The 23522-nt window shown below is 65.8% G+C and carries 21 protein-coding genes; 11 read left to right on the top strand and 10 right to left on the bottom strand.

Annotated features, from left to right (window positions below; translation table 11 throughout):
• Nucleotides 1–34: 34 nt before the first annotated feature.
• Nucleotides 35–724, top strand: a complete 690-nt coding sequence (locus tag DU478_RS18000) for a thiamine diphosphokinase (RefSeq protein ID WP_114512356.1) — start codon at nt 35–37, stop codon at nt 722–724.
• Here DU478_RS18000 and DU478_RS17995 read toward each other — a convergent pair.
• From DU478_RS17995 to DU478_RS17975, 4 genes are all read right to left on the bottom strand, one after another.
• Complete coding sequence (locus tag DU478_RS17995) at nt 645–1586, bottom strand: DMT family transporter (RefSeq protein WP_114512355.1); 942 nt, start codon at nt 1584–1586, stop codon at nt 645–647. The genes DU478_RS18000 and DU478_RS17995 overlap by 80 nt on opposite strands.
• 241 nt (nt 1587–1827) lie before the next feature.
• Nucleotides 1828–3201: an L-serine ammonia-lyase gene (locus DU478_RS17990; RefSeq protein ID WP_114512354.1), complete on the bottom strand. Its 1374-nt coding sequence runs from the start codon at nt 3199–3201 to the stop codon at nt 1828–1830.
• Nucleotides 3202–3894 (bottom strand): glutathione S-transferase family protein, encoded by a 693-nt coding sequence (locus DU478_RS17985; protein WP_114512353.1) that lies wholly within the window; start codon nt 3892–3894, stop codon nt 3202–3204.
• Between the two features lie 317 nt (nt 3895–4211).
• On the bottom strand, nt 4212–4613 hold the full coding sequence (locus tag DU478_RS17975; RefSeq protein ID WP_114512351.1) for a hypothetical protein: 402 nt from the start codon (nt 4611–4613) through the stop codon (nt 4212–4214).
• Between the two features lie 306 nt (nt 4614–4919).
• Between DU478_RS17975 and rpiA the strand changes: the two genes are divergently transcribed.
• The 5 genes from rpiA to DU478_RS17950 all read left to right on the top strand — a co-directional run bounded on the left by rpiA (nt 4920) and on the right by DU478_RS17950 (nt 9983).
• Nucleotides 4920–5708 carry a ribose-5-phosphate isomerase RpiA gene (gene rpiA, locus DU478_RS17970; RefSeq protein WP_114512350.1) on the top strand — a complete coding sequence of 263 codons (789 nt, stop codon included), beginning with the start codon at nt 4920–4922 and terminating at the stop codon, nt 5706–5708.
• Between the two features lie 276 nt (nt 5709–5984).
• Nucleotides 5985–7454: an FAD-dependent oxidoreductase gene (locus DU478_RS17965; RefSeq protein WP_114512415.1), complete on the top strand. Its 1470-nt coding sequence runs from the start codon at nt 5985–5987 to the stop codon at nt 7452–7454.
• A 79-nt stretch (nt 7455–7533) separates the two neighbouring features.
• Nucleotides 7534–8709: an FtsH protease activity modulator HflK gene (gene hflK, locus DU478_RS17960; RefSeq protein ID WP_114512349.1), complete on the top strand. Its 1176-nt coding sequence runs from the start codon at nt 7534–7536 to the stop codon at nt 8707–8709.
• A 3-nt stretch (nt 8710–8712) separates the two neighbouring features.
• A complete protein-coding gene (gene hflC, locus DU478_RS17955) occupies nt 8713–9792 on the top strand; it encodes a protease modulator HflC (protein ID WP_114512348.1) in 1080 nt (359 codons plus the stop codon).
• Nucleotides 9792–9983 carry a DUF2065 domain-containing protein gene (locus tag DU478_RS17950; protein ID WP_114512347.1) on the top strand — a complete coding sequence of 64 codons (192 nt, stop codon included), beginning with the start codon at nt 9792–9794 and terminating at the stop codon, nt 9981–9983. The genes hflC and DU478_RS17950 overlap by 1 nt, the downstream gene beginning before the upstream one ends.
• Nucleotides 9984–10219: 236 nt before the next feature.
• On the opposite strand, the gene DU478_RS17945 is transcribed toward DU478_RS17950, so the two are convergent.
• The gene (locus DU478_RS17945) at nt 10220–11599 is read right to left on the bottom strand and encodes a methyl-accepting chemotaxis protein (protein WP_114512346.1); all 1380 of its coding nucleotides are present in this window, start codon (nt 11597–11599) and stop codon (nt 10220–10222) included.
• A gap of 410 nt (nt 11600–12009) precedes the next feature.
• Between DU478_RS17945 and DU478_RS17940 the strand changes: the two genes are divergently transcribed.
• Nucleotides 12010–13485, top strand: a complete 1476-nt coding sequence (locus DU478_RS17940; RefSeq protein WP_233501407.1) for a Do family serine endopeptidase — start codon at nt 12010–12012, stop codon at nt 13483–13485.
• Between the two features lie 262 nt (nt 13486–13747).
• Nucleotides 13748–14749 carry a GGDEF domain-containing protein gene (locus DU478_RS17935; protein WP_114512344.1) on the top strand — a complete coding sequence of 334 codons (1002 nt, stop codon included), beginning with the start codon at nt 13748–13750 and terminating at the stop codon, nt 14747–14749.
• A gap of 300 nt (nt 14750–15049) precedes the next feature.
• On the opposite strand, the gene DU478_RS17930 is transcribed toward DU478_RS17935, so the two are convergent.
• Nucleotides 15050–15571 (bottom strand): peptidoglycan-binding domain-containing protein, encoded by a 522-nt coding sequence (locus tag DU478_RS17930; RefSeq protein ID WP_114512343.1) that lies wholly within the window; start codon nt 15569–15571, stop codon nt 15050–15052.
• Nucleotides 15572–15791: 220 nt separating this feature from the next.
• Nucleotides 15792–16157, bottom strand: a complete 366-nt coding sequence (locus tag DU478_RS17925) for an OB-fold nucleic acid binding domain-containing protein (RefSeq protein ID WP_114512342.1) — start codon at nt 16155–16157, stop codon at nt 15792–15794.
• Nucleotides 16158–16282: 125 nt separating this feature from the next.
• On the opposite strand from DU478_RS17925, the gene DU478_RS17920 reads away from it, so the two are divergent.
• The gene (locus DU478_RS17920) at nt 16283–16606 is read left to right on the top strand and encodes a 2Fe-2S iron-sulfur cluster-binding protein (protein ID WP_114512341.1); all 324 of its coding nucleotides are present in this window, start codon (nt 16283–16285) and stop codon (nt 16604–16606) included.
• A complete protein-coding gene (locus DU478_RS17915; RefSeq protein WP_233501404.1) occupies nt 16606–17364 on the top strand; it encodes a VCBS repeat-containing protein in 759 nt (252 codons plus the stop codon). The genes DU478_RS17920 and DU478_RS17915 overlap by 1 nt, the downstream gene beginning before the upstream one ends.
• A 51-nt stretch (nt 17365–17415) precedes the next feature.
• Here the strand turns inward: DU478_RS17915 and purD are convergent, their stop codons facing one another.
• A complete protein-coding gene (gene purD / locus DU478_RS17910; RefSeq protein ID WP_114512340.1) occupies nt 17416–18678 on the bottom strand; it encodes a phosphoribosylamine--glycine ligase in 1263 nt (420 codons plus the stop codon).
• 154 nt (nt 18679–18832) lie between these two features.
• Here purD and xseA point away from each other — a divergent pair, with 154 nt between their 5' ends.
• A complete protein-coding gene (gene xseA, locus DU478_RS17905) occupies nt 18833–20371 on the top strand; it encodes an exodeoxyribonuclease VII large subunit (RefSeq protein ID WP_114512339.1) in 1539 nt (512 codons plus the stop codon).
• A 6-nt stretch (nt 20372–20377) separates the two neighbouring features.
• On the opposite strand, the gene DU478_RS17900 is transcribed toward xseA, so the two are convergent.
• Nucleotides 20378–20977: an inner membrane-spanning protein YciB gene (locus DU478_RS17900; protein ID WP_114512338.1), complete on the bottom strand. Its 600-nt coding sequence runs from the start codon at nt 20975–20977 to the stop codon at nt 20378–20380.
• Nucleotides 20978–21038: 61 nt separating this feature from the next.
• Nucleotides 21039–23504: a hypothetical protein gene (locus DU478_RS22730; RefSeq protein WP_147276383.1), complete on the bottom strand. Its 2466-nt coding sequence runs from the start codon at nt 23502–23504 to the stop codon at nt 21039–21041.
• Between the last annotated feature and the right edge of the window lie 18 nt (nt 23505–23522).

Here is a 23522-nt window from a genome sequence, read left to right as displayed (position 1 = left end):
TGTGTCGGGTTTCCCGATGGGCCATTAATCCCGCATGGAAATTCCGATTGTGCACAGTTCAGGTCCAATACTGCTGGTTGGCGGGGCATTGGACAAGCCCGAGGCGATTTTGCCCTGGCTTGGCATGGTTAATGCCATCGTCGCGGCCGACGGGGGCGCCGATGCGGTAGTGGCAGCCGGGGTGCAGCCCGACGCGGTGATCGGCGACATGGATTCGGTGTCGGCGGTGGCGCGGTCGGTGATTCCCGATGCAAGGATGCATCCAATCACCGAGCAGGACAGCACCGATTTCGACAAGGCGCTGCGCCATGTCTCGGCCCCGCTGGTGATCGGGCTCGGGTTTCTGGGGGCGCGGGTCGATCACGAGCTGGCGGCGATGACGGTGCTCGCGCGACACGCGGACCGGCGCTGCATCCTGCTGGGATCGGAAGATCTGGTGATGCTCTGCCCGCCAAGGCTGGCGCTGAACCTGCCCGCAGGGACGCGGGTGTCGCTGTTTCCGCTGGGGCCGGTGACCGGGCGCTCGACGGGGCTGCGCTGGCCGCTGGACGGGCTGGAGTTCGCCCCGGCGCTGCGCGGCGGCACCTCGAACGAAGCGGTCGGCGGGCCGGTCGAGATCGCGACGGATCAGCCGCTGATGCTGCTTATTCTGCCGCTGTCTTGCCTGGGACCGGTGCGATCGGCGCTGGCGTCGCAGCCCGCATCATGGCCCGCTCGCGCATGACGATGTAAAGCCCGGCCGCCAGCGTCACGCAGATGCCCGCCATGGCCAGGCCGTTCGGCAGATCGCCGAACACCACCAGCCCGATGACCGTGGCGATGGGGATCTCGAGATACTGCATCGGCGCCAGGGTGGCGCCCGGTGCAAAGCGCAGTGACCAGGTCATCAGCAGGTGCGCCAGCGTGCCCAGAAGCCCGATGGACAGAAGCAGGGTCCAGGTGGTGCCGTTCGGCGCGATCCAGGTCAGCGCGCCGGTGCCGAGATCCGGCACGAAGAGCAGCAGCGGTGCGATGATCGCCACGGCCATTACGCCGCTCACCGCCTGCAGGCCGATGGGATCGGTGTCCCGGGCGATCTGGCGCGTGACCAGCATGAACATGGAAAAGTTCACCGCCACACCGAGCGGCAGCAGGGCCGGCCAGCCGACCTCCTGAAAGGCAGGCTGCACGACCATCAGCGTCCCGGCAAAGCCGACGGCACAAGCCAGCATGCGGCGCATCCCCACTTCTTCGCCCAGCACGAAATGCCCCAGCAGGAGCATCAGGAACGGCATGATGAAGGCGATGGCGATGGCATCGGCCAGCGGCAGGTACCGCAGGGCGGAGAACATCATGCCGATGCCGAGGATATGCAGGAGCGTGCGCAGCAGCGTGAGCCACAGGACCCGGCCGTGCATACGCCAGATCCGCCCGGTCAGGGCGACGATCGGAAGCAGCACCAGCGCCTGCACGCCGAAGCGCACGAACAAAAGCTGTCCGATGGGCACCCTGTCCCCCAGCAGCTTGGCCACCGCGTCACCCATGGGGGCCACGACACAGAAGCCCAACATCAGGAGGACGCCGAGAAGGGGATTGTCCTTGTGCATGGCGCTGACGCTAGTCAGAAGCGGCTGTCAAGGCAAGCGTGGCCCGCGGCCTATGCGTTTGTCGGCCGGGGGCACAGCCAGGGTCGGGGTCCGGCGGCCGTCGCGGGCGCCCCGGTTTCCTCGAGGAAACCGGTCCGGAATTCTCGAGAATTCCGGTTTGCACCCGTGGTATGGTGCGTCCGGGCCGCCGGCTTGCACAGCGGCAGCGCGCCCGCCGGAGACACGGACGAGCGGCGCCCGCTCAGCAGTTGGGAATATTGACGGCAAGCCCGCCCAGCGAGGTTTCCTTGTATTTTTCGGACATGTCCGATCCGGTCTGGCGCATGGTCTCGATGCAGGCATCGAGCGGCACCAGGTGCACCCCGTCGCCGCGCAGCGCGAGGCTGGCCGCCGACACCGCCTTGATCGCGCCCAGCCCGTTGCGCTCGATGCAGGGCACCTGCACCAGCCCGCGCACCGGGTCGCAGGTCATGCCCAGGTGATGCTCCAGCGCGATCTCGGCGGCGTTTTCGATCTGCGCGGTGGTCCCGCCCAGCACGGCGCACAGCCCGGCGGCGGCCATGGCGGCGGCGCTGCCGACCTCGGCCTGGCACCCGGCTTCGGCGCCGGAGATGGAGGCGTTGTACTTCACCAGCCCGCCGATCGCCGCGGCGGTGAGCAGGAACTCCGGCACCCGCGACCGGCTGGCCCCCGGCACGTGGTCCAGGTAGTAGCGGATCGTCGCGGGCACCACGCCGGCCGCACCGTTGGTGGGCGCCGTGACGACCTGGCCGCCGGCGGCGTTCTCCTCGTTGACGGCCATGGCATAGACCGACATCCAGTCGTTGATCGTGTGCGGCGCGCTCTGGTTGCGGCCGCGTTCGGCCTGCAGCGCGTCGTGGATCGCCTTGGCTCGGCGCCGCACCCTGAGTCCTCCGGGCAGGGTGCCATCTGTGGCCAGCCCCGCCTCGATACAGCCGTTCATCACGTCCCAAAGCCGCGCCAGCCCGCGGTCGAGCCGGTCCGCCCCGCCGCGCGAGATCTCGTTGGCGCGTTTCATCTCGGCCACGGTCAGACCGGTCGCGGCGGACATCTCGACCATCTCGGCGGCGGATTTGAACGGATGCGGCACCGGCGGTCCGTCGTCGGTGTCCTTGCCCGCGGCCAGCTCCGCCTCGGTCAGGACGAAGCCGCCGCCGACGGAGTAATAGGTCTCTTGCAGCAATACGTCGCCCTGCGCGTCGGTGGCCATCAGGATCATGCCGTTGGCATGGCCGGGCAGCTTGCGCTCGTAATCGAAAACAAGGTCGGCCTCGGGATCGAAGCGCAACTCGGGCAGGTCGTCTGGGCGCAGGCGCTTTTCCTCGCGCAGCCGCGCCAGTTCCGCGTCGGCCTCACCCCTGTCGTAGGTTTCGGGCACGAAGCCGGCGAGGCCGAGGATCGTGGCGCGGTCGGTGGCATGGCCGACACCGGTGAAGGCCAGGCTGCCGTGCAGCGACGCACGCACGCCGCCGGGCTTGAAGGGGGCGGCGCGCATCGCGTCAAGGAACCGCGCGGCGGCGACCATCGGCCCCATCGTGTGCGACGACGACGGGCCGACGCCCACCTTGAACATCTCGAAAACCGACAGAAACATCTAGAGCGCACTTCCTTCCGGAGGGTTTGCAGGTTGCGGGGCGGAAAAGGGCCGGGGGCCCAGCCCTTCGGCGGCGGCGGCGATCCGGGCACTGTCGCGCGCCTCGGTGCGGATCGCAAGAGCGCGCAGGCCGGGGAAATCGCCCAGGCGGAACCAGCCTGTGCCACCTTGGGGATAAAGCGCACACCAGCGCAGCATGGCGCAGAGGTAGAGGTCGAGCGGCGACGGGACGTCGCCGCCCAGCCACGGCGCGGCTTGCGCGACCTGCGCGTCGAGCAGGTTCAGGGACCGGGTGACCTGCGGTGCCAGGCTTGCGCGCAGGCCCGCGGCATCGGCGGTGTAGCGCTCGGCATAGAACATCAGCCGCAGATCGGCGTGCAGCGTGTTCGACAGGAAGAACAGCCACGACAGCGCCGCCCCGCGATCCGGCGCGTCCGGCGCGGGCAGCAGCCCGCCGAAGCGATCCGACAGCCAGAGCAGGATCGCCGCGGTCTCGAAGATCGGTCCGTCATTGGTCTCGAGAGCCGGGATGCGGCCGGCAGGGTTGATCCTGCGGTAGGTCTCGCTGTCCTGCGCGCGGCTGGTCCGGTCGACCAGAACCGTTTCGAACGGCAGACCGCGTTCGAGCAACGCCAGACGGATCACCAGGGAGGCGTTGTCGGGAGCGTAATGCAGGCGCAGGTCGCGGGACATGGGTCGGGTGATAGCGGATTCGGGGGCGCCGCGGTGTCGGAAAGCGACAGGTTTCGCGCGGAAAGGGAAGCGGTGCCGCCCCGACCGGGGTTCACGGAATCTTAGCACTCCCGGCGCAGGCTGTCCTCAGACGTTCTCAACCGCGAAAGGAACCGACATGGCGCTCTTGATCGACCGAATGGCTTTGGCGGCCGCCGGGGCGCTGGTCTTGTGGTGGATGCTGGGCATCGCGTGATCGGACCCGCGCGGTCCGCCCCGCCCGGACCTGCCGGACGGGGCGCTTTCGGCGACGGCCAGCTGGCGCGCCGCCACGGGTGTCAGCCCGCGGGGCCGAAATGGGCCGAGACGATGTTGGAATCGCCCTGGCTGCCGTTCGGTTCGAACGGCGTCAGCCTGACCCGGCCATAGACCTCGTCCTTGTTGCCGATGACCCAGCCGAAGATGATTGTGTCGGGGTCCTCGTCCAGTGTGCTGTTCGACACGATGCGCGTCAGTTCGCGGTCGATACAGCCGTTCTGGGCGCGGATGCACCCGTTGCGCAGGGTGATCAGGTGATCGTCCCAGACCGGATCGTCGCCGCGCAGGGTGACGTTCTCGATAAAGGTCGATCCCGCCATCGCCTCGCAATGGGAAAAGCAGATACGGTAGGTCAGGGTGACGCGGCTGCGGTTGCGGCCCGCGTCCTCGATGCGCAGGGTGATACGGCTCACGGTTGCCATGAGAAAGTCCTTTCTGAAAAATTATTTGCTTCGAAATGAAACGTGTGCCGCTGGCCGAAAAACGATGAACCAGCGCGAAGAGACTTAACCCGAATACAACTTAAGAGGTAGTGAGGTTTTCCTTACTGTCGCATTTATGCAATATTCCGCCGCGGCGGAGCCCGCCGGGCAGCCGACCTGTGCCGCGTCCAGGCGGACCCTTGCGCCCCGGCACGTGGCGATTGCCCGGACCTTGCGCCCGATTGGCCCTCGCGGTACGGCGCAGGCCGTCCTATAAGACCGGAATACCTGACGGAGACAGACGCCATGGCCGGAGAGCTTTCGCCCATCGACAAAGCCAAGTTCGTGGCCGCCAAGCGCGCGGCGGAATTCGTGGAGGACGGCATGCGTGTCGGGCTGGGTACCGGATCGACCGCCGCCTGGCTGGTGCGCTGCCTCGGCGAGATGGTGCGCGAGGAGGGGCTGAAGTTCCGCGGCGTGCCGACCTCGACCCGGACCGCCGAGCTGGCCCGCGAGGTCGGTATCGAGGTGGTGAGCCTCGACGAGGCGCGCTGGCTCGACCTCACCATAGACGGCGCCGACGAATTCGACGCCGAACTCAACCTCATCAAGGGCGGCGGCGGCGCGCTGCTGCAGGAAAAGATCGTGGCGACCGCGTCGGACCAGCTGCTGGTGATCGCCGATGCCGCGAAAGAGGTCGAACACCTGGGCGCCTTCCCGCTGCCAGTGGAGGTCATCCCCTTCGGCTGGCCCACCACCCAGGCGCTGATCGAGGAAACGCTGGTGGCGATGGATGTCATGGGCCGCGGCGCCACGCTGCGCATGACCGGCGACCGGCCCTTCATAACAGACGAGGGCAACCACATCCTCGACCTGCATCTGGGGCGCATCGGCAATGCGCGGCAGCTTGCCATGGTACTGAACCAGATCCCCGGCGTGGTGGAGAACGGGCTCTTCATCGACATCTGCGACATCGTGGTGATCGGCTATGGCGACGGCCGGATCGAGATGCGGGACATCAATTCCGGCACGGTCGAGAACGACCGGCTGGACTTCGTCGAGACCGACAATCTCTTCAGCGATCTGGGCGACTGATCGGGCATTGGCGCGTTTGACTCGCGCCGCAGTGACGGGCCAGCCCGCATGCGTCCCGGCGATCTTCCCGCAAGTTCCGCAGCGCAAAACGCGCGGTGCAAGATGAAGCCGGGGGCGCGGCGCCCTTGCTTCATCTTGCCGGTAAACTCCCGCCGGAGGCTTTGACCCGGCAGGGGCAGCGGACCCGCAGGTCGGCGCGGCTTTTTGACCGCCCGCTCTGGCCAAGGGGCGGGTCCTATGGGATACCTCTGCGCCGAGACGTCTGGAGGGCAGGCCATGAGCGATTTTGATTACGACCTTTTCGTCATCGGTGGCGGATCCGGCGGCGTGCGCGCGGCCCGGGTGGCCGCGGGCGAGGCCGGCGCCCGGGTCGGGCTGGCCGAGGAAAGCCGGTACGGCGGCACCTGCGTGATCCGCGGCTGCGTGCCGAAAAAGCTCATGGTCTTTGCCAGCGAATATGCCGAGACGGTCGCGGATGCGGGCGCATACGGCTGGGATCTGAAGGAAGGCGCGTTCGACTGGCCGACGTTCTCGAAGCGTCTGAACGGCGAACTCGACCGGCTCGAAGGCGTCTACCGCAAGCTGCTGCAGGGATCGGGGGTCGAGACATTCGACTGCCGCGCCACGATCAAGGACCCGCACACCGTGTCGCTGTCCAACGGCGCGGAAAAGACCGCAAAGCACATCCTCGTGGCTGCGGGCGGGCATCCGGTCCGGCCCGACATGGCCAATGCCGACCTGGGGATCGTGTCGGACGACATCTTTCACATGGACGCCTTGCCCAAATCGATCCTGATCGTCGGCGGCGGCTACATCGCCTGCGAATTCGCCTGCATCCTGCACGGGCTCGGGGTCGAGGTGACGCAGTATTATCGCGGCGCGCAGATCCTGCGCGGGTTCGACGAAGAGGCGCGCGGCCTCATTGCCGAAGAAATGAAGCAGCGCGGCATCGACCTGCACACCGGCACCAATATCGTCGACATGCGCTGCGCCGAAAAGGGTGAAGAGCCCGAAGGCATGGGCGTCTCGGTTCAGCAGGTGGGCGAGGTCGTCGGCGACAGCGCGATGATGGGCCAGGAGGACCACGGAGGCGGCACCCGGAAAGGGCCGATCTGGGTCAAGGCCACCAACGGCAATTCCCGCGTCTTCGACCGGGTGCTCTTTGCCACCGGGCGCAAGCCCAACACCGAGGGGCTGGGGCTGGAAGAGGTCGGGGTCAAGCTTGGCCGCAATGGCCAGATCGAGGTTGACGACTACAGCCAGACCGCGGTGCCCAGCATCTACGCGATCGGCGACGTCACCGACCGCGTGAACCTCACCCCCGTGGCGATCCGCGAGGGCATGGCCTTTGTCGAGACGGTGTTCAAGGGCAACCCAACGCCGGTCGACCATGACCTCATCCCCTCGGCGGTCTTCACCCAGCCCGAACTGGGCACAGTGGGCCTTACCGAGGAGGCGGCGCGCGACCAGGAAGAGATCGATGTCTATTGCACCAGCTTCCGGCCGATGCAGACCGCCTTCATCGGCCGGGCCGACCGGGTGCTGATGAAGCTGATCGTGTCCAAGGCCAGCCGCCGCGTGCTGGGGTGTCATATCGTAGCACCCAATGCCGGCGAGATGATCCAGATGGCCGGCATCGCGATCAAGATGGGCGCAACAAAAGAGGATTTCGACCGGACCGTGGCGGTGCATCCGACCATGTCCGAGGAGATCGTCACCATGCGCAATCCGGTGCGGAGCGCTTGAATTCGACGTCGAACTGCACAGGTATGAGGCAGTCCGAGACTTCCACGAGATATTGAGATTGACCGAGAGGGAACACTTTATGGCAGGCAACAGCGGCGGCCCCTGGGGCGGCGGAGGCGGTGGAGGCCAGAACGGCGGCGGACGCGGACCCGGAAACGACCGGGATCCTCGCGGCGGCGGCCGTCGGCCCGAGGACAACCAGCCTCAGATCCCCGAGATCGACGAGCTGATGAAAAAGGGTCAGGAACGCCTGCGGGTCCTGATGGGGGGGCGCGGCGGCGGCACCGGCGGCCCGTCGGGCGGATCCGGCGGCGACGGTCCCAAGATGACCCGCGGCACCGTGGGCATCGCGGCTCTGGTGGCCATCGGAGTCTGGGCCTTTGCCAGCTTCTACACCGTGAAACCCGAAGAACAGTCGGTCGAGCTGTTTCTGGGCGAATACTCCAGCACCGGCAACCCGGGTCTGAATTTTGCGCCTTGGCCGCTGGTCACCTACGAGGTCGTCAACGTCACCTCGGAACGGACCGAGAATATCGGTGCGCGCCGCGGCAACAACGGCGACGGGCTGATGCTGACCACGGATGCCAACATCGTCGATATCGAATTCCAGGTGGTCTGGAACATCAACGACCCCGCCAAGCTGCTGTTCAATATCCGCGACCCGCAGCTGACCGTGGGGGCGGTGTCGGAATCGGTCATGCGCGAGATCATCGCGGCCAGCAACCTGGCACCGATTCTCAACCGTGACCGGGGCCTGATCGCCGATACGGCGATGCAGAACATCCAGAACACGCTCGACGAATACGAAAGCGGCATCAACATCGTCCGGGTCAACCTCGACACCGCCGATCCGCCCGCTGAAGTGATCGACGCCTTCCGCGAGGTGCAGGCGGCCGAACAGGAACGCGACCGGCTGCAGCGTCAGGCCGATGCCTATGCCAATCGCGTCCTGGCCGAGGCGCGCGGTGCCGCGGCGCAGGTGCGCGAGGAGGCCGAGGGCTACCGCGCCCGCGAGGTCAACGGCGCGATCGGTGAGGCGAGCCGCTTCACCTCGGTTCTCGAGGAATACTCCAAGGCGCAGGACGTGACCCGCAAGCGTCTCTACATCGAGACGATGGAGCGCGTGCTGGGCAATGTGGACAAGATGATCCTGGACGAGTCGGTGACCGGCAGCGACGGACAGGGAGGCGGCATCGTGCCGTATCTTCCGCTGAACGAGCTGAACCGCAACCGCACGACCGGGGAGGGGAACTAAGCCATGCGCAAGACAACCTTTCTTTTGCCGATCCTGGTGATCGCCGTCATCGGCATCCTGTCGTCGATCTTTGTGGTGGACGAGCGTGAAAAGGCGCTGGTGCTGCAGTTCGGCCAGATCAAGTCCGTCAAGGAAGAGCCGGGACTGTCCTTCAAGATCCCGCTGATCCAGGAAGTCGTGCGCTACGACGACCGGATTCTCAGCCTCGACACCGAGACCATCGAGGTCACGCCATCGGACGACCGACGCCTCGTCGTCGACGCCTTCGCCCGGTACCGCATCGCGGATGTGGTGCAGTTTCGGCAGGCGGTCGGCGTCGGCGGTCTGCGGGCGGCCGAGGACCGGCTGAGCTCGGTTCTGAACGCCCAGATCCGCGAGGTGCTGGGTGCCGATCAGGTGACCTCGGACACGATCCTGTCCGAGGATCGCCGCGACCTGATGATCCGCATCCGCGACCAGGCGCGGCTCTCGGCCCGCGGGCTGGGGCTGGATGTCGTGGACGTGCGGCTCAAGCAGACCAACCTGCCGGCGCAGAACCTCGAGGCGACCTTTGCTCGTATGCGGGCGGAGCGGGAACGCGAGGCGGCGGACGAGATCGCCCGCGGTAACGAAGCCGCGCAGCGGGTGCGCGCGCTGGCCGACCGGACGGTGACCGAAACCCTGTCCGAGGCCGAGCGCGAGGCGCAGATCATCCGCGGTGAGGCCGATGCCGAACGCAACCGGATCTTTGCCGAAGCCTTTGGCGCGGACGAGGAGTTCTTTGCCTTCTACCGGTCGCTGCAGGCCTATGAGAACGCGCTTTCGGGCAACAACTCGCGGATGGTCATGACGCCGGACAGCCAGTTCTTCGAGTATTTCAAGAACGACAACACCTTTGCCCGCAGAACGACCGGCAACGGCGGCTCTTCCGCGGCGCCGGAGGCATCGGGGGCGGAGGCCGCGCCGGAACAGCAAGGCTCTGCCGCACCGGACGAAGGGTCCCCGACCGCGTCCGACGAGCAGGCCTCTGCCACGCCCGACGTGCCTGCCACTTCGGAGGCCGAGGTCTCTGCGGAGGATACGACGCTGACCGAGGGGCAGTGATGCAGGATCTCTTGACCGCCATCGGGTTGGTTCTGGTGATAGAGGGGCTGGTGTACGCACTGGCCCCTTCGCTTGTGGAGCAGCTGCTGGAAGCGCTGCGGCTGATGCCCGAAGAAACCCGCCGCATGGTCGGTCTTGCGGCGCTTGCCCTTGGGCTGTCGCTGGTCTGGCTGGCGAAGGCGGTGCTCTAGACCCGTCATCGCGGGCGTCCGGTTCGCCGCACGCGGTTTGCATGCAGAGTAGGGCGCAGGCCAAAACGCCGCTCGCTCCGATACGGTGCCGGGCGGACCGTGCTGCTACAGGGCCGAGGCTGCGCAAGGTGGCGTCAGGACCGTGGGCGTGTTGATTTGCGTTGGAAATTGTCCCGGGCAGGCCTTGTCTGCGGGCCCGGAGGACACGGCCAGAAGGGCGGAAAGCGGGTCGAACCCTATTGCGCCGCGCGCATCGGGATTTTTTCGTAAGCAGCGGGCGCCATCGCCGGTACGACTTCGGTGGCCACACCGGTCGCGTCGGCGATGTGAAAGGCGCCGACGTGCTGGATCAGCTGATTGCCGTATTCCGTCAGCGTCTGGCTTGCGGCGGTCGTCTGTTCGACCATCGCGGCATTCTGCTGGGTCATCAAGTCCAGCTGTGACACCCCGGTGTTGATCTCGACCAACGTCAGAGACTGTTCGGACACGCTTTGCGCGATGCCGCGGATGTTGTCGTAGATCAGGCTGACGCTGGGAACGATCTTTTCCAGTTCTTCCCCGGCGCGGGTGACAAGCGCCACCCCGGCGCCGACATGTTCGGAACTTTCCAGGATCAGATCCTTGATCTCGGACGCGGCATCGGAGGACCGCACGGCGAGGTTGCGCACTTCGGAGGCGACAACGGCGAAGCCGCGGCCGCTTTCCCCGGCGCGGGCGGCCTCGACCCCGGCATTGAGCGCCAGAAGGTTGGTTTGAAAGGCGATATCGTCGATCACGGTGATGATGTTCGAGATCCGGTCGGAGGATTTGGAGATCTTCGTCATGGCGGCGATGGCATCCTCGACCACCTCGCCGCCGTTGCCGGCGATCGACTTTGCCTGGCTGGCGGAGTGTTCCACCTCCCTGGCGCTTTCGGCAGAGGATTTCGCGGTCGAGGTCAGTTCCTCGATCGCGGCGGCGGTCTCTTCCAGCGTCGCGGCCTGGGTTTCGGTGCGTTTGGACAGGTCGGCGGAGGAATGGCCGACCTCGTTCGAGGTCTGGCGCACGGTTTCCGCCACCTCTTTGACCAGGCGGACGACATCGGCCAGTTGCGAGGCCGCGGTGTTGTACGCCTGTCTCAGCAACTCGATATCCGCCAGGCTGCATTCGGCCACGCGATGCGCGAGGTTGCCCTTGCTCAGCTCTGACAGCCCCTCGGCGACCCGGCCGAGTTCCTTGCGCCGTTGGGTGATGTCGGTTGCGATCTTGATGACCGTGTCGACCTCGCCCTGGCTGTTCAGGCAGGCCGCATAGGTCGCCTGAATCCACACCGTCGACCCGTCCTTGGTGATGCGCGGGAACTGATCGGTGAAGGACTCTCCGGCCTGGAGGCTGCGCCAGAAGTCCCGATACGCGTCACTTTCGACAAACTGCGCATCTACGAAGACCGAATGGTGCTGTCCCACCACCTCGTTCAGCGTGTAGCCCATGAGGTCCAGGAAATTCTTGTTGGCGGTCAGAACCTCTCCATCCGGCGTGAACTGGATGGTGGCCTGGGTCCGGTCGATCGTCTGCAGAAAGGCGTTTTGCGACCGATCGTCCTGTGCGGGCGTGCCGGCGCGGAGCTTGGCGAACATGGCGGGTTTCTTTCGATTGGGGCGTAACGGACGGACATTCGCAAACCCGGATATCGCCTTGCCCTTAAAAAAGAGTGTCTGCGGGCATTATGCCCGTGCCCCCGCCAGCCGCAGGGTCGTTTTCGGGGGCCGGGTCGAACAGCCGTGCCCGCCGCGGCATCCGATCCGAACGACGTCACGGGCGGCGGATCCCTGGCTTGCGCGGAATGGCCCCGGGCATCGCGGGATGCCACGCAGGCGCCTTGCGACCGGCGCTGGGCACCATCACGCGTGCGTGACTCTTCACAAGAGGCTTTGAGTGTCGTGCATCCGCGCCTATGTTCATGCACAAGCGTTCAACGCAGCGCCCGTGCAGCGCCGCACGGCCCTGTCACAGAGCGATGAAGACCCGAACCGACGAGGAGTTCCCATTGAGACCGCAATCCCACGCCCGCACGTTCGACACGGCGACGCCGCTGCGCCTTTTCTGGCTCGGCACCCTGTCGATGATGCTGATCCTGTCGCAAACGCTGATGGCCGGCGCGCAGGGCGCGCCCCGGAGCTTTGCCGAACTGGCCGAACGCATCAGCCCGTCGGTCGTGAACATCACCACCTCGACCACCGTGGCAGGCCGCACCGGGCCGCAGGGGATCGTGCCCGAAGGCTCGCCCTTCGAGGATTTCTTCCGTGAATTCCAGGACCGCAACGGCGGCGGCGACCGGCCGCGCCAGTCCTCGGCGCTGGGCTCGGGCTTCGTGATCTCGGAAGACGGTTACGTGGTCACCAACAACCACGTGATCGACGGCGCCGACGAGATCCAGGTGGAATTCTTCGAAGGGTTCGAACTGCCGGCCGAGCTGGTGGGCACCGATCCCAACACCGACATCGCGCTTCTGAAGGTCGAGGCGGATACGCCGCTCAAGTTCGTTAACTTCGGCGACAGCGACACCGCGCGCGTGGGCGACTGGGTCATGGCCATGGGCAACCCGCTGGGGCAGGGCTTCTCGGTCTCCGCGGGCATCGTCTCGGCGCGCAACCGGGCGCTGTCGGGCACCTATGACGATTACATCCAGACCGACGCCGCCATCAACCGCGGCAACTCGGGCGGGCCGCTGTTCAACATGAGTGGCGACGTGATCGGCGTGAACACGGCGATCCTGTCGCCCAACGGCGGCTCCATCGGCATCGGCTTCTCGATGGCCTCGAACGTGGTGACGCGCGTGGTCGCGCAGCTTCAGGAATACGGCGAAACGCGTCGTGGCTGGCTGGGCGTGCGCATCCAGGACGTGACCGAGGACGTGGCCGAGGCGATGGGCCTCGAGACCGCGCGCGGCGCGCTTGTGACCGATGTGCCGGACGGTCCCGCCAAGGACGCGGGCATGCTGTCCGGTGACGTGATCACCAGCTTCGACGGCCGCGAGGTCGAGGACACCCGCGCGCTGGTGCGGCAGGTCGGCAATACCGAGGTCGGCAAGACCGTGCGCGTCGTGGTCATGCGCGAAGGCAGCAACGAGACGCTGCGCGTGACGCTGGGCCGCCGCGAAGAGGCCGAGGGCATCATGCCCACCGCCGAAGATGCACCGGACACGCCTGACGAGCCCGAGGAGATGGACGTGCTTGGCCTGACGCTGGCACCGGTTACCGATGCGCTGCGCGACGAACTGGGCATCGACCCGTCGGTCGAGGGCCTTGTGGTGCGCTCGGTGGACGAAACCTCCGAGGCCTTCGAGAAGGGCCTGCGCGAAGGCGACGTGATCACCGAAGCCGGGCAGAGCGCCGTCACCAGCCTGGGCGATCTCAACGACCGCATAGACGATGCCCGCGAATCCGGCCGCAGGTCGCTGCTACTGCTGGTGCGCCGCGGCGGCGATCCGCGCTTTGTCGCGCTGGGTCTGGAAGAGGACTGACGCCTCTGTTCATGCCGCAATCGAAAGCGCCCCGGAGACGGGGCGCTTTTTACATGAATGCGAGATAATTTTTTTCAGGTTCCTTTACCGATGATTAAGTAAACGCCTCCAGATTTGATCCGGATGGCGAGAGGTGGCTTGAGACCATGAAGACAATGCGGCGGCGATTTCCGGAGGTGCACCTGACAGGGCGGATCGTGACGCACGTCCCGCGCCGCGGCGCAACCGGCGGGACCCATGGCCGGACGCGGGTCATCGGGCGATGATGCGGGCGTTCAACGCCGACCATTCCGGGGTCCGGACCGGGATTGCCCTCGCGCTCGAAGCGGCGGCGGAGCCCTGCATCCTCGCCGATCCGGAAGGTCGCGTGCTCTGGATGAACCGGCTGGCACGGGCGCAGTTCGGCCCCGACCTGCCCATCTCCATGGAGGAGCTTGACGGCGCAGAACGGGTGCCGCTGGCGCAGCCCGTCGTGCAGGCGCTGAACCGCCCGGCGCCGGTCTGCACGCGCCTGTGCCGGAGCGACGGGCCGGCAGGCGGCGTGTTCATTGCCCGGTGCCTCGCGCTGCCGGGCGGCCCTGACGACCGTCTGGTGCTGTTCCAGGGCGACCGGTCCGTGCCGCCGGTGCCGGTCCCCGCCCCGCCGAAGCCGGTGGAGGCGGAAACCCGCGACTTGCTGCGCCGCAGCCTTGCCGAAAGGGAAAGCCTGCGCCGCGAGGCGGCCCGGCTGCGGGTGCTGGCGATGACCGATCCTTTGACCGGGTTGCTGAACGTCACGGCGTTTTCGCAAGCGGTGGCCCGGTCGATCGAGGCGGCGGCGGCGGGGCAAGGGGCTGTGCTGTATCTCGATCTCGACAATTTCAAACCGGTCAACGACCGCTTTGGCCATGCCACGGGGGACGCGGTCCTGAAAACCGTGGCGGCGCGTCTGCGATCGCAACTGCGCCCCGAGGATCACGTCAGCCGCCTGGGCGGCGATGAGTTTGCCATCTGCCTGGTCGGGCCGGGTCCGGAGGTGACGCAGCGCATCGTGCGGCGCCTCAAGGCCGCTGTTTCGGCACCGTTGCGGCCCGCGGGTCTGAGCCATCCGATCGACACCCTGTCGGTCGCGGTGGGCGCGGCCTACTGGCCGGCCGAAGGCATTGCACCCGCGGCCCTGCTGCGTCTCGCCGATCAGCGGATGTACGACGACAAGTTCACCCGGCGCCCCGCGCCGGACCGCGCGCGATCCAGGGCCGCTGCGCCGGAGCCACGCAGCGCGTGACGCCGCAGCCACCGCACCGGAGCCGCGACGCCGACCTGCACGGCCCGGACGCCCGCGGGACTGCAACGCAGGGGGCGGGACCGGGCCGGTGCCGGGTGGATGCCGGCGCTTTCTTCGTGCAGCATCGAGGCTGGACCGGCGCAGGCTCGACGACCGCGGGGGCTCTGCGATGCCGGGGCCGGGCCGGTGCCGTTTGGATGCCCGCAGGCCTGCAACGCCGCGTGAGAGGCCCGAACGGCGCCGGTCGGGGTCATTTCGCCTTGGTCGCGGTGCCGGCATGCCGCCGCCGGGCACTCTGGGTCAGGCGTCGCTTTCCGGCAGGTCGATCGCGATCAGGCCAAGCTCCTGTGCGGTGTCGAGCGCCAGGTGACCGCTCGGCAGTCCGCGTTCGGACTGGTAGCGGCGCACCGCCTCGACGGTGGCGGCATCCATGCGGCGGGTGATGATGCCGCGGTAATAGCCGCGCGCCAGCAGGGCGCGCTGCACGGTGCCGATGAATTCGGGAGTCATCTCTTCGGGGCAGGGCACCTGGAAACGGATCTCGCGGCGCGGGGTGACGACCCGTGGCACGGTGGCGTTGCGATAGATCGGCGGGCGGATCACCGTGCCGTCGGGCGCAAGCTCGGCCTGTACGACCTGCACCTGGCCGGGCACCTGTTCATAGATTGCGGGGGTGATCTCGCGCGCCCTGCAGGTGCCGTCGGCCTCACGCGTGGCGGCGACGGCGTCGGTCTCGGCCCGGGTCGCCCGGTCGCCGGGGCCGCCCGGTGCGCAGGCGGCCGCCCAGAGGCACAGGGCCAGGGGGGCAAGGGATCGGATCATCGCTGCTCGGCCTCTGATGCGGGCGTTTGGCGCAAGATAGCCGAGCGGTCGCGCAGGTGCCAACCCCGCGATGCGCAACCCGCCGTGTTTCGGCGGTTTTTCGGCACGGGGCGGCATGCCGGAAGGACCCGAGCGCTGCCGTCCGGACCGGGCCTGCGTTTTTCTCGAGAAAAACGGCCCGGAATTCTCGAGAATTCCGGGGGCGCCGGGTGTCGGCCTGTCACTCTGCGGGTACGGCCAGCAGGCTGTCGAGAAGGGCCGAAATATCTTCGATCTGCTCTGCGATCACATGGGTCACGCCATGGGCGCGCTGCAGCCGTCCGGTCACCCGCAGCATCCGCCCGGCGATCACCGCGCGGCGGAAGCGTTCGTAGATGCCGCGCCAGACGATCACGTTGACCACGCCGGTCTCGTCCTCGAGCGTGACGAAGATCACCCCCTTGGCGGTGCCGGGCCGCTGGCGCAGGATCACCAGCCCCGCCACCGCCACCCGCGCGCCTTCGGGCGGCGCCTCGAGCCGGTCGGCGGGCAGGCAGGCGGGCGGACGCGGCCAGGCGGCGGCAGAGGGGGCGGTCAGGACTCGCATGGGAACGAATATAGAACATCCGGGCTTTCACGCAACTCTGCAAGGCCACCGCCGCAAAAGGGACTGGTCGCGGTCCGCGCGCATGACTAGGTAGGGCCGGAACATCGAATTCTGAGGAGAATGGCATGGCGAAGATCACCTATGTCGAACACAACGGCACCGAGCACGAGGTCGAGGTCGCCAACGGTCTGACCGTGATGGAAGGCGCGCGGGACAACGGCATCCCGGGCATCGAGGCGGATTGCGGCGGCGCCTGCGCCTGCTCGACCTGCCACGTCTACGTGGACCCCGCCTGGGTCGACAAGCTGCCGCCCCGGGAAGACATGGAAGAGGACATGCTCGACTTCGCCTACGAGCCCGATCCGGAGCGGTCCCGCCTCACCTGCCAGCTCAAGGTGTCGGACGCGCTGGACGGACTGCGCGTGCAGATGCCGGAAAAGCAGATCTGATGACCCGCCGGGCGCCGCGTCTTCGGTGGCGCCTGTGGTACGGCTCCGCCCGCGGCGCGGGTCTGGCGCTGTTCCTGTGGCTGGCGCCGGTCGGCGGCGCCGCGGCACAGACGATCACCGCCGCGTCCTATGCCGAGCCGACCACGCGCTACGCCCACGGCGTGCTGGGCGATGCGGTGGAATGGGGCGCCCTTGTCCTGACCTTGGCCCCCTGCGCAGGGTGCGCGGCGCGACAGGTGACGCTGCGCCTGCCAGAGACGCGCGTCTTCGAGGACCTGGCGCCACGGCTCATGACCACCGAGACCGGCGACGTGCTGGCGATGGTCGTGGAAAGCGACCTCGGGAAGGGCGCGCGGCTGGCCCTATACGACACCAGCGGCGTGGTCGCGGCGACACCGTTCATCGGCCGGCCCAACCGCTGGCTGGCGCCGGTGGGCGCGGGCGATCTGGACGGCGACGGTCGGATCGAACTGGCCTATGTGGACCGTCCGCATCTGGCGAAGGTGCTGCGAATCTGGCGGCTCGAGGGGCGGCGGCTGGTGCCGGTGGCGGAGATGGCCGGATTCACCAACCATCTCATCGGCTGGGATGTCATTCCGGGCGGTCTGCGCGACTGCGGCGGTGGACCCGAGTTGATCCTTGCCGATGGCGACTGGCAGACGGTGCAGGCGGTGCGGCTCGGGCCGGACGGTTTGCGGGCCCGCAGCATTGGACGCTACGACAGGCCGGAGGACCTGGATCGAGCGCTGCGCTGCTGAAAACGGGACGCCCCTGGCGGGGATGTTTCCATCTCCGCGGCCGCTTCGCGCTCAGAGCGCGCGCCATCCGATGTCGGGGCGGTAGAAGCCGCCGGGCCAGTCGATCTGCTCGAGAAGCGCATAGGCGGCGTCGCGCGCCTCCTGCAGGCTGGCGCCGCGGGCAGTGGCGTTGAGCACGCGGCCCCCGGCGGCGGCAAAGCCGGTGTCGGTCGCGGTGGTGCCGGCGTGGAACATCATCCGGAAGCTGTCCTCGGGCAGGGCCTTGAGCCCGTTGATCGGCGTGCCTTTTTCGTAATCGCCGGGATAGCCCTTGGCGGCCATCACCACCGTCATGGCGTGGTCCTCGGCCCAGTTCACCCGCGTCTCGGCCAGACGGCCCTCGGCGCAGGCATGCATGAGGTCCAGCGCCTGCGCGCCCAGCCGCAGCATCAGCACCTGGCATTCGGGATCGCCGAAACGGACGTTGTATTCCACCAGCCGCGGCTGGCCGCCCTCGATCATCAGCCCGGCATAGAGCACGCCGTGATAGGGCGTGCCGCGGCGGGTCATTTCGGCCATGGTCGGGCGGATGATCTCGTCCAGCGCCTTTTGCGCCACCGCATCGGACAGCACCGGCGCGGGCGAATAGGCGCCCATGCCGCCGGTATTGGGGCCGGTGTCGCCCGCGCCCACGCGTTTGTGGTCCTGCGCCGTGCCGATGGGCAGCACCGTGCTGCCGTCGCAAAGCACGAAGAACGACGCCTCCTCGCCCCGCATGAATTCCTCGATCACCACCTCGGCACCGGCGCCGCCGAAGACGCCGCCGAACATGTCGTCGATGGCGGCGTCGGCCTCCTCCAGTGTCTCGGCGATGATCACGCCCTTGCCCGCGGCGAGCCCGTCCGCCTTGACCACGATGGGAAGGCTCTGGGTGCGCAGGTAGTCCCTGGCGTCCTCGGCATGGGTGAAATGGCCATAGGCGGCGGTGGGCGCGTTGGCGGCGTCGCAGATCTCCTTGGTGAAGCTTTTCGATGCCTCGAGCCGGGCGGCAGCGGCAGAGGGTCCGAAGACCAGGAGCCCCGCGTCGCGCAGCCGGTCGGCGACGCCCGCCGCCAGAGGCGCTTCGGGGCCGATGATGACGAAGTCGATGTTGTTCTCGCCGGCGAATTCCGCCACCGCGCCGCCGTCGGTGATGTCGAGGCTGGCGCATTCGGCGATCATCGCGATGCCGGCGTTGCCCGGGGCCACGATCAGCTTGTCGCATTTCGGGTTCTGCAGCGCGGCCCAGGCCAGGGCATGTTCGCGCCCGCCGCTGCCGAGGATGAGGATGTTCATGGCGTGGCCCTTCGATGGCTGACCGGGTTTCGGGGGCGCTGCCCCCGGACCCCCGAGGTATTTGTGAACCAGAGAAGCGGGGGCGCTTTCACGGGGTTTCGTCGTCGTTTAAGGTGACCGGTAGGCAAGGGCAAGCGACAGGGCAGGGCAGGCCATGGATTTGATCGACGAGGGCGAGAGCGGCAACACGCCGGAATTCACCGTCTCGGAGCTGTCGGGCGCGGTGAAGCGTGTGATCGAGGGCGAGTTCGGCTTCGTTCGGGTCAAGGGCGAGGTCGGGCGCGTGTCGCGGCCGCGCTCGGGGCATGTCTACCTCGACCTCAAGGACGACCGGGCGGTGATCTCGGGCGTCATGTGGAAGGGGGTGGCGTCGAAACTGCAGACCCAGCCCGAAGAGGGCATGGAAGTGGTGGCGCGCGGGCGGCTCACGACCTTTCCCGGCCAGTCGAAATACCAGATCGTGATCGAGGACATCCGGCCCGCGGGCATGGGCGCGCTGATGGCGATGCTGGAAAAGCGCAAGGCGGCGTTGCAGGCCGAGGGGCTTTTCGCGGCAGAGCGCAAGCGGCCCTTGCCCTATCTGCCCGAGGTGATCGGGGTGGTGACCTCGCCCTCGGGGGCGGTGATCCGCGACATCCTGCACCGCCTGCGCGAGCGGTTTCCGCGCAAGGTGCTGATCTGGCCGGTGGCGGTGCAGGGCGCGGCCTGCGCGCCCGAGGTGGCGCGCGCCATCGCCGGTTTCAACGCGCTGACGCCCGGTGGCGCGCTGCCGCGGCCCGATCTGCTGATCGTGGCGCGGGGCGGCGGGTCGATCGAGGATCTCTGGGGCTTCAACGAAGAGATCGTGGCGCGGGCGGCGGCGGCGTCCGAGATCCCTTTGATCTCGGCCGTGGGGCACGAGACCGATACGACGCTGATCGACTTCGTCTCGGACAAGCGCGCGCCCACGCCCACCGCGGCGGCGGAGCTGGCGGTGCCGGTGCGGCGCGAGCTGTTGGGATGGCTTGGCGACCAAGAGGCGCGGCTGACGCGCGCGCTGGTGCAGCGGCTCGAACAGCGCGGCCAGCGGCTGCGGGATCTGGCGCGTGCGCTGCCGCGGATCGAGACACTGGTCGAACAGCCGCGCCAGCGGCTCGACGTGCTGGGCGACCGGTTGCCGCAGGCGCTGATCCGGGGCGTGCAGGTCCGGCGCGTGCACCTGTCGGAGACCGCCGGAAGCCTGCGCCCGCAGGCGCTCTTGCGCACGGTGGCCGAGGCGCGGCGGCGGTCCGAAGACCGGGCCGAGCGGCTGGCCCCTGCCTTGATGCGGCTGGTGACGGCGCGGCGCGAGGCGCTGGGGCGGCGGGCGGACCGGCTGAGCCTGCGGCCCCTCACCCGTGACATCACGCAGAAGCGCGAGCGGCTGGCGGGTGTGTCGCGGCGCTTCGAAGATGTGTCGCAGGCGCAGCTTGCCGGTCTGCGCCAGCGTCTCGAGGCGCTGGACCGCCTGCGCGAGACGCTGGGCTACAAGGCGACGCTGGAGCGCGGCTATGCGGTGGTGCGCGGCGACGGGGCGGTGGTGACGCGCAAGGCGGAGGCTGCGGCGGCGTCGGGTCTGGAGATCGAGTTCGCCGACGGGCGCTTCAGGATCGGCGGCACGGCGCCCAAGCCCAAGGGCAAGGCCAAGCCGCCAGAGCAGGGATCGCTGTTCTGAGGCGGCTCAGCCCTTGTCCTCGACCGCGTATTTCTTGAAGAGCCCCGTCTGGGTCATGAAGAAGACGAAGATCGCCGCCGTGAGGCCGAATGTCTTGAAATAGACCCAGGCCTCGGTGCTCATGGTGCGCCAGATCACCTCGTTCAGCACCGCGAGGCCGAAGAAGAAGGCGGCGAGGCGCTTTGTCAGCAGCATCCAGCCTTCGTCCTGCAACGGCATCAGCCCGGACATGACCGTGCGCAGGTAGCTTTGCCCGCGCAAGAGCCCGGCGCCGAGGATCGCGGCGAAGAGCAGGTAGATCATCGTCGGCTTCATCTTGAAGAACCGTTCGTCGTTGAGCCAGACCGACAGCCCGCCGAAAACCGTGACCAGAACCACGGTCAACACCTGCATCCGGTTCAGCGTGCCGGTCAGCCACCAGAGCACTCCGGTTGCCGCGATCATCAGCGGCACGAAGCCGGCGGTCACCAGGATGAACCCGTCGTACTCGGTGCCACCGATGGTGAAGGTGTCGTCCTTGAGCCAGAGATAGGCCACGAAGAAGGCGATCACCGGCCCAAGCTCGAGCGCGGTCTTGAGGGTCGGGTTGATGGTCTTTTCGGTCATGGGGCCTCGCATTTCTCAGCGGATATAGGGGGATTTGCCTTCCACCTCAATGTGCATACGGTCATCCGCCCAAAAGTGTGAGCGCCCCGATGAGAACGGTCGCCAGAACGAAACCGAGAAGCTTCTGGATGTGAAAAAAGCTATCGATCCAGACGTTCGGATGACTTATCGAACGGTGGTCTCCGGACAACTGGATGACGGGCATCGCGTTTTCCATGGAATACCACAGCGAGTCTACCCTCGGTCTGTTCCGGAATGCGTTCGACCTACGTGCGACCAGAGCGCCGACCAAGACCAACGCGGCGAACCACCAGAGTATGCGAAAGGGCCGATAGCCGTACCCGGTAAGAGCCGACCAGAACCTTTCGGCGGTCCAGGCCCAATAGTTACCCTGTTCGGCATGCCAATCAGTGCGTCTGTCGTTCCGCGCCAAGGCAATGCTATCCGCTGCACGATCAGCGCCCATGTCCCGAAGGACCGACTCCAACTGCATGTAGGGTTGCGGTACAAAATCGTTGTTCTGGGCTTTGACAAGCGGTCCTTGCAGCAACGTTTCGACAAAGCCGTCGCCGATCGCTGACAGGTCGTAGCCTTCGCTCGATCCTAGACCGCCCAGCCGTGTATAGACAAAGCCTACCGGGTCCATTACCAGAGGGCGTCGGTCGCTGCGCAGCCAGCTGTCGGGCATCCGGAATTGCAGGCTATCAGATCGGGCGTTGCKAAGGATCAGACGCGCCTCCGGGCCCCAAATCGGTACCTGCTCCGGAATACCGGACCTGTTGGGCCGCCAGAGCATGATCGAGCCGCTTTTGGTTTCGGTAAGATCGACATCGCCAAGGAATGTTGAGCCCTGAAGCTGAATATGGCCTTCGACGGTAGCGCCCGCAATAATCATATTCTTCGCGAACGTCGATCCGTTCCTGAAGATGACATGTCGACCAACCTGCATGCCTTCGCCGGAAAATGTTTCATCGAAGAGCGAATTGGATGCGTAGATCGATCCGCCGATTACCGTTCCGATAAGGTTAATGCTCTTAAATCTGGCCTTGCCGCTCAAGTATAAGTCATTTTTTACTGATAAGCTATTGGCGCTCAATGGGCCGGAAAAGCTAGAGCTGTCTGCTTCGAGGCTTCCGCCGATATGAGCGCCAGTCAGATTCACTTTCTCGAACTGTGATCCGTTTCGCATGAACAAACTGTTACCGACTTCAAGATTATACGCTTCAAATAGTCCAGAGATACGGGATTTATCGATTTCGAAATTGCCCTCTATAAATGCGCCTTTAAGTTCGACGTTCTCAAATTTTGCATTGTCGCGCATAAAAATATTGTTTACAGATACATCATCGGCATCAAAAACGCCGCTGAATTGTGACGTGTCGGTATTGAGGTTTCCAGAAATTCTTGCGCCGCTTAGGTAARCATCCCTGAATCTACTTTCACTTGCCATTGAGATAAAGCCATTTACAAAAATTCCTGCCGCATTTAGATAGGATTCGACATGGGTTTGATCCATATAAAGATTCCCCCCAATCCTTGCATTTTTTAGCTCTACTTCCTTGAACTTTGATTGTTTTCCCATAAACACACTGCCTCCAGTAGATAGGCCGAATGCATAAAAATTTTCTTTGAAAACTGCTCCTCTGACGTCGAGGCTACTGGAGATGGTCGCGCTAGTTAGGTCAACGTCCTTGAATTTAGCTCCGCCACGCATAAAAATGCTGCCGCCAACTTTTGTTCTGTTTAAGTTCAGGAGACTCAGAAATTCGGAATCATCCATTTCGAAATTTCCGCGCACATTGAGGCCGATTGCATTGATTTCATGAAAAATACCATTTCGCATAAAGATAGCTCCTCCAATTTGCGATCCCYAGAATTCAACTTCTGACAGTACCGCGCTTCGATCTAATGAGAGGTTTGAATCGAAACGTGCCGCGGCGAACGAGGCTCCTTTCAGAAACACGCTGTCATTCAAAATTAGCGAATTTGGAACATGCGCATAGGTAAGATCAAGGTGGCCATCAATGATAGCGCACGAAATCGATACTTTGTTTCGTTTCGGTACTTTTAAGTAAGGCTCTTTTGTAGTGATAAGTTCGATAAACTTCGGGCTAATGTGGCGACTAGTTGGCCAATACTCTACTGTTTTTTCTATTCTTTCCGTGTAGGGGCCTATTGGGGGCGTGATCGTAAGCGCACGTTTGGAAATCTGACCATCAACGATCTCGGAGTCTACCGCTCCTGATGGTAGGCTGTCAGATAAGGGCGGGGCGACGGCCTGAGGTTGTACGACCTTGAAATAGCTGACCGCGGAACAGCCTGCTCCATCATCTTCTCCGGTCACCATTGACATGTTGGCCGTCTGGCCTTCGCAAATACGATTCCAAGCGTAGCGTTCGGAGAGGGAGGCCCATTCCGGCAGCTCGACGAAACAGGAATTGTCCGGGTTGATCTGGAAATCCTGCTGAGCTTTGTTGCTTGATGGGAAAAATAGTAGAAGAAGAAAAAATGTCAGAAAGATGCGCATCGTGGACTCCCAATCGAT

The organism is Thalassococcus profundi, from assembly GCF_003344785.1.
GTDB classification, from domain to species: Bacteria; Pseudomonadota; Alphaproteobacteria; order Rhodobacterales; family Rhodobacteraceae; genus Puniceibacterium; species Puniceibacterium profundi.
The sequence above is the reverse complement of the archived record's forward strand: the minus strand, read 5'-3'. Positions and strand labels throughout refer to the sequence as shown.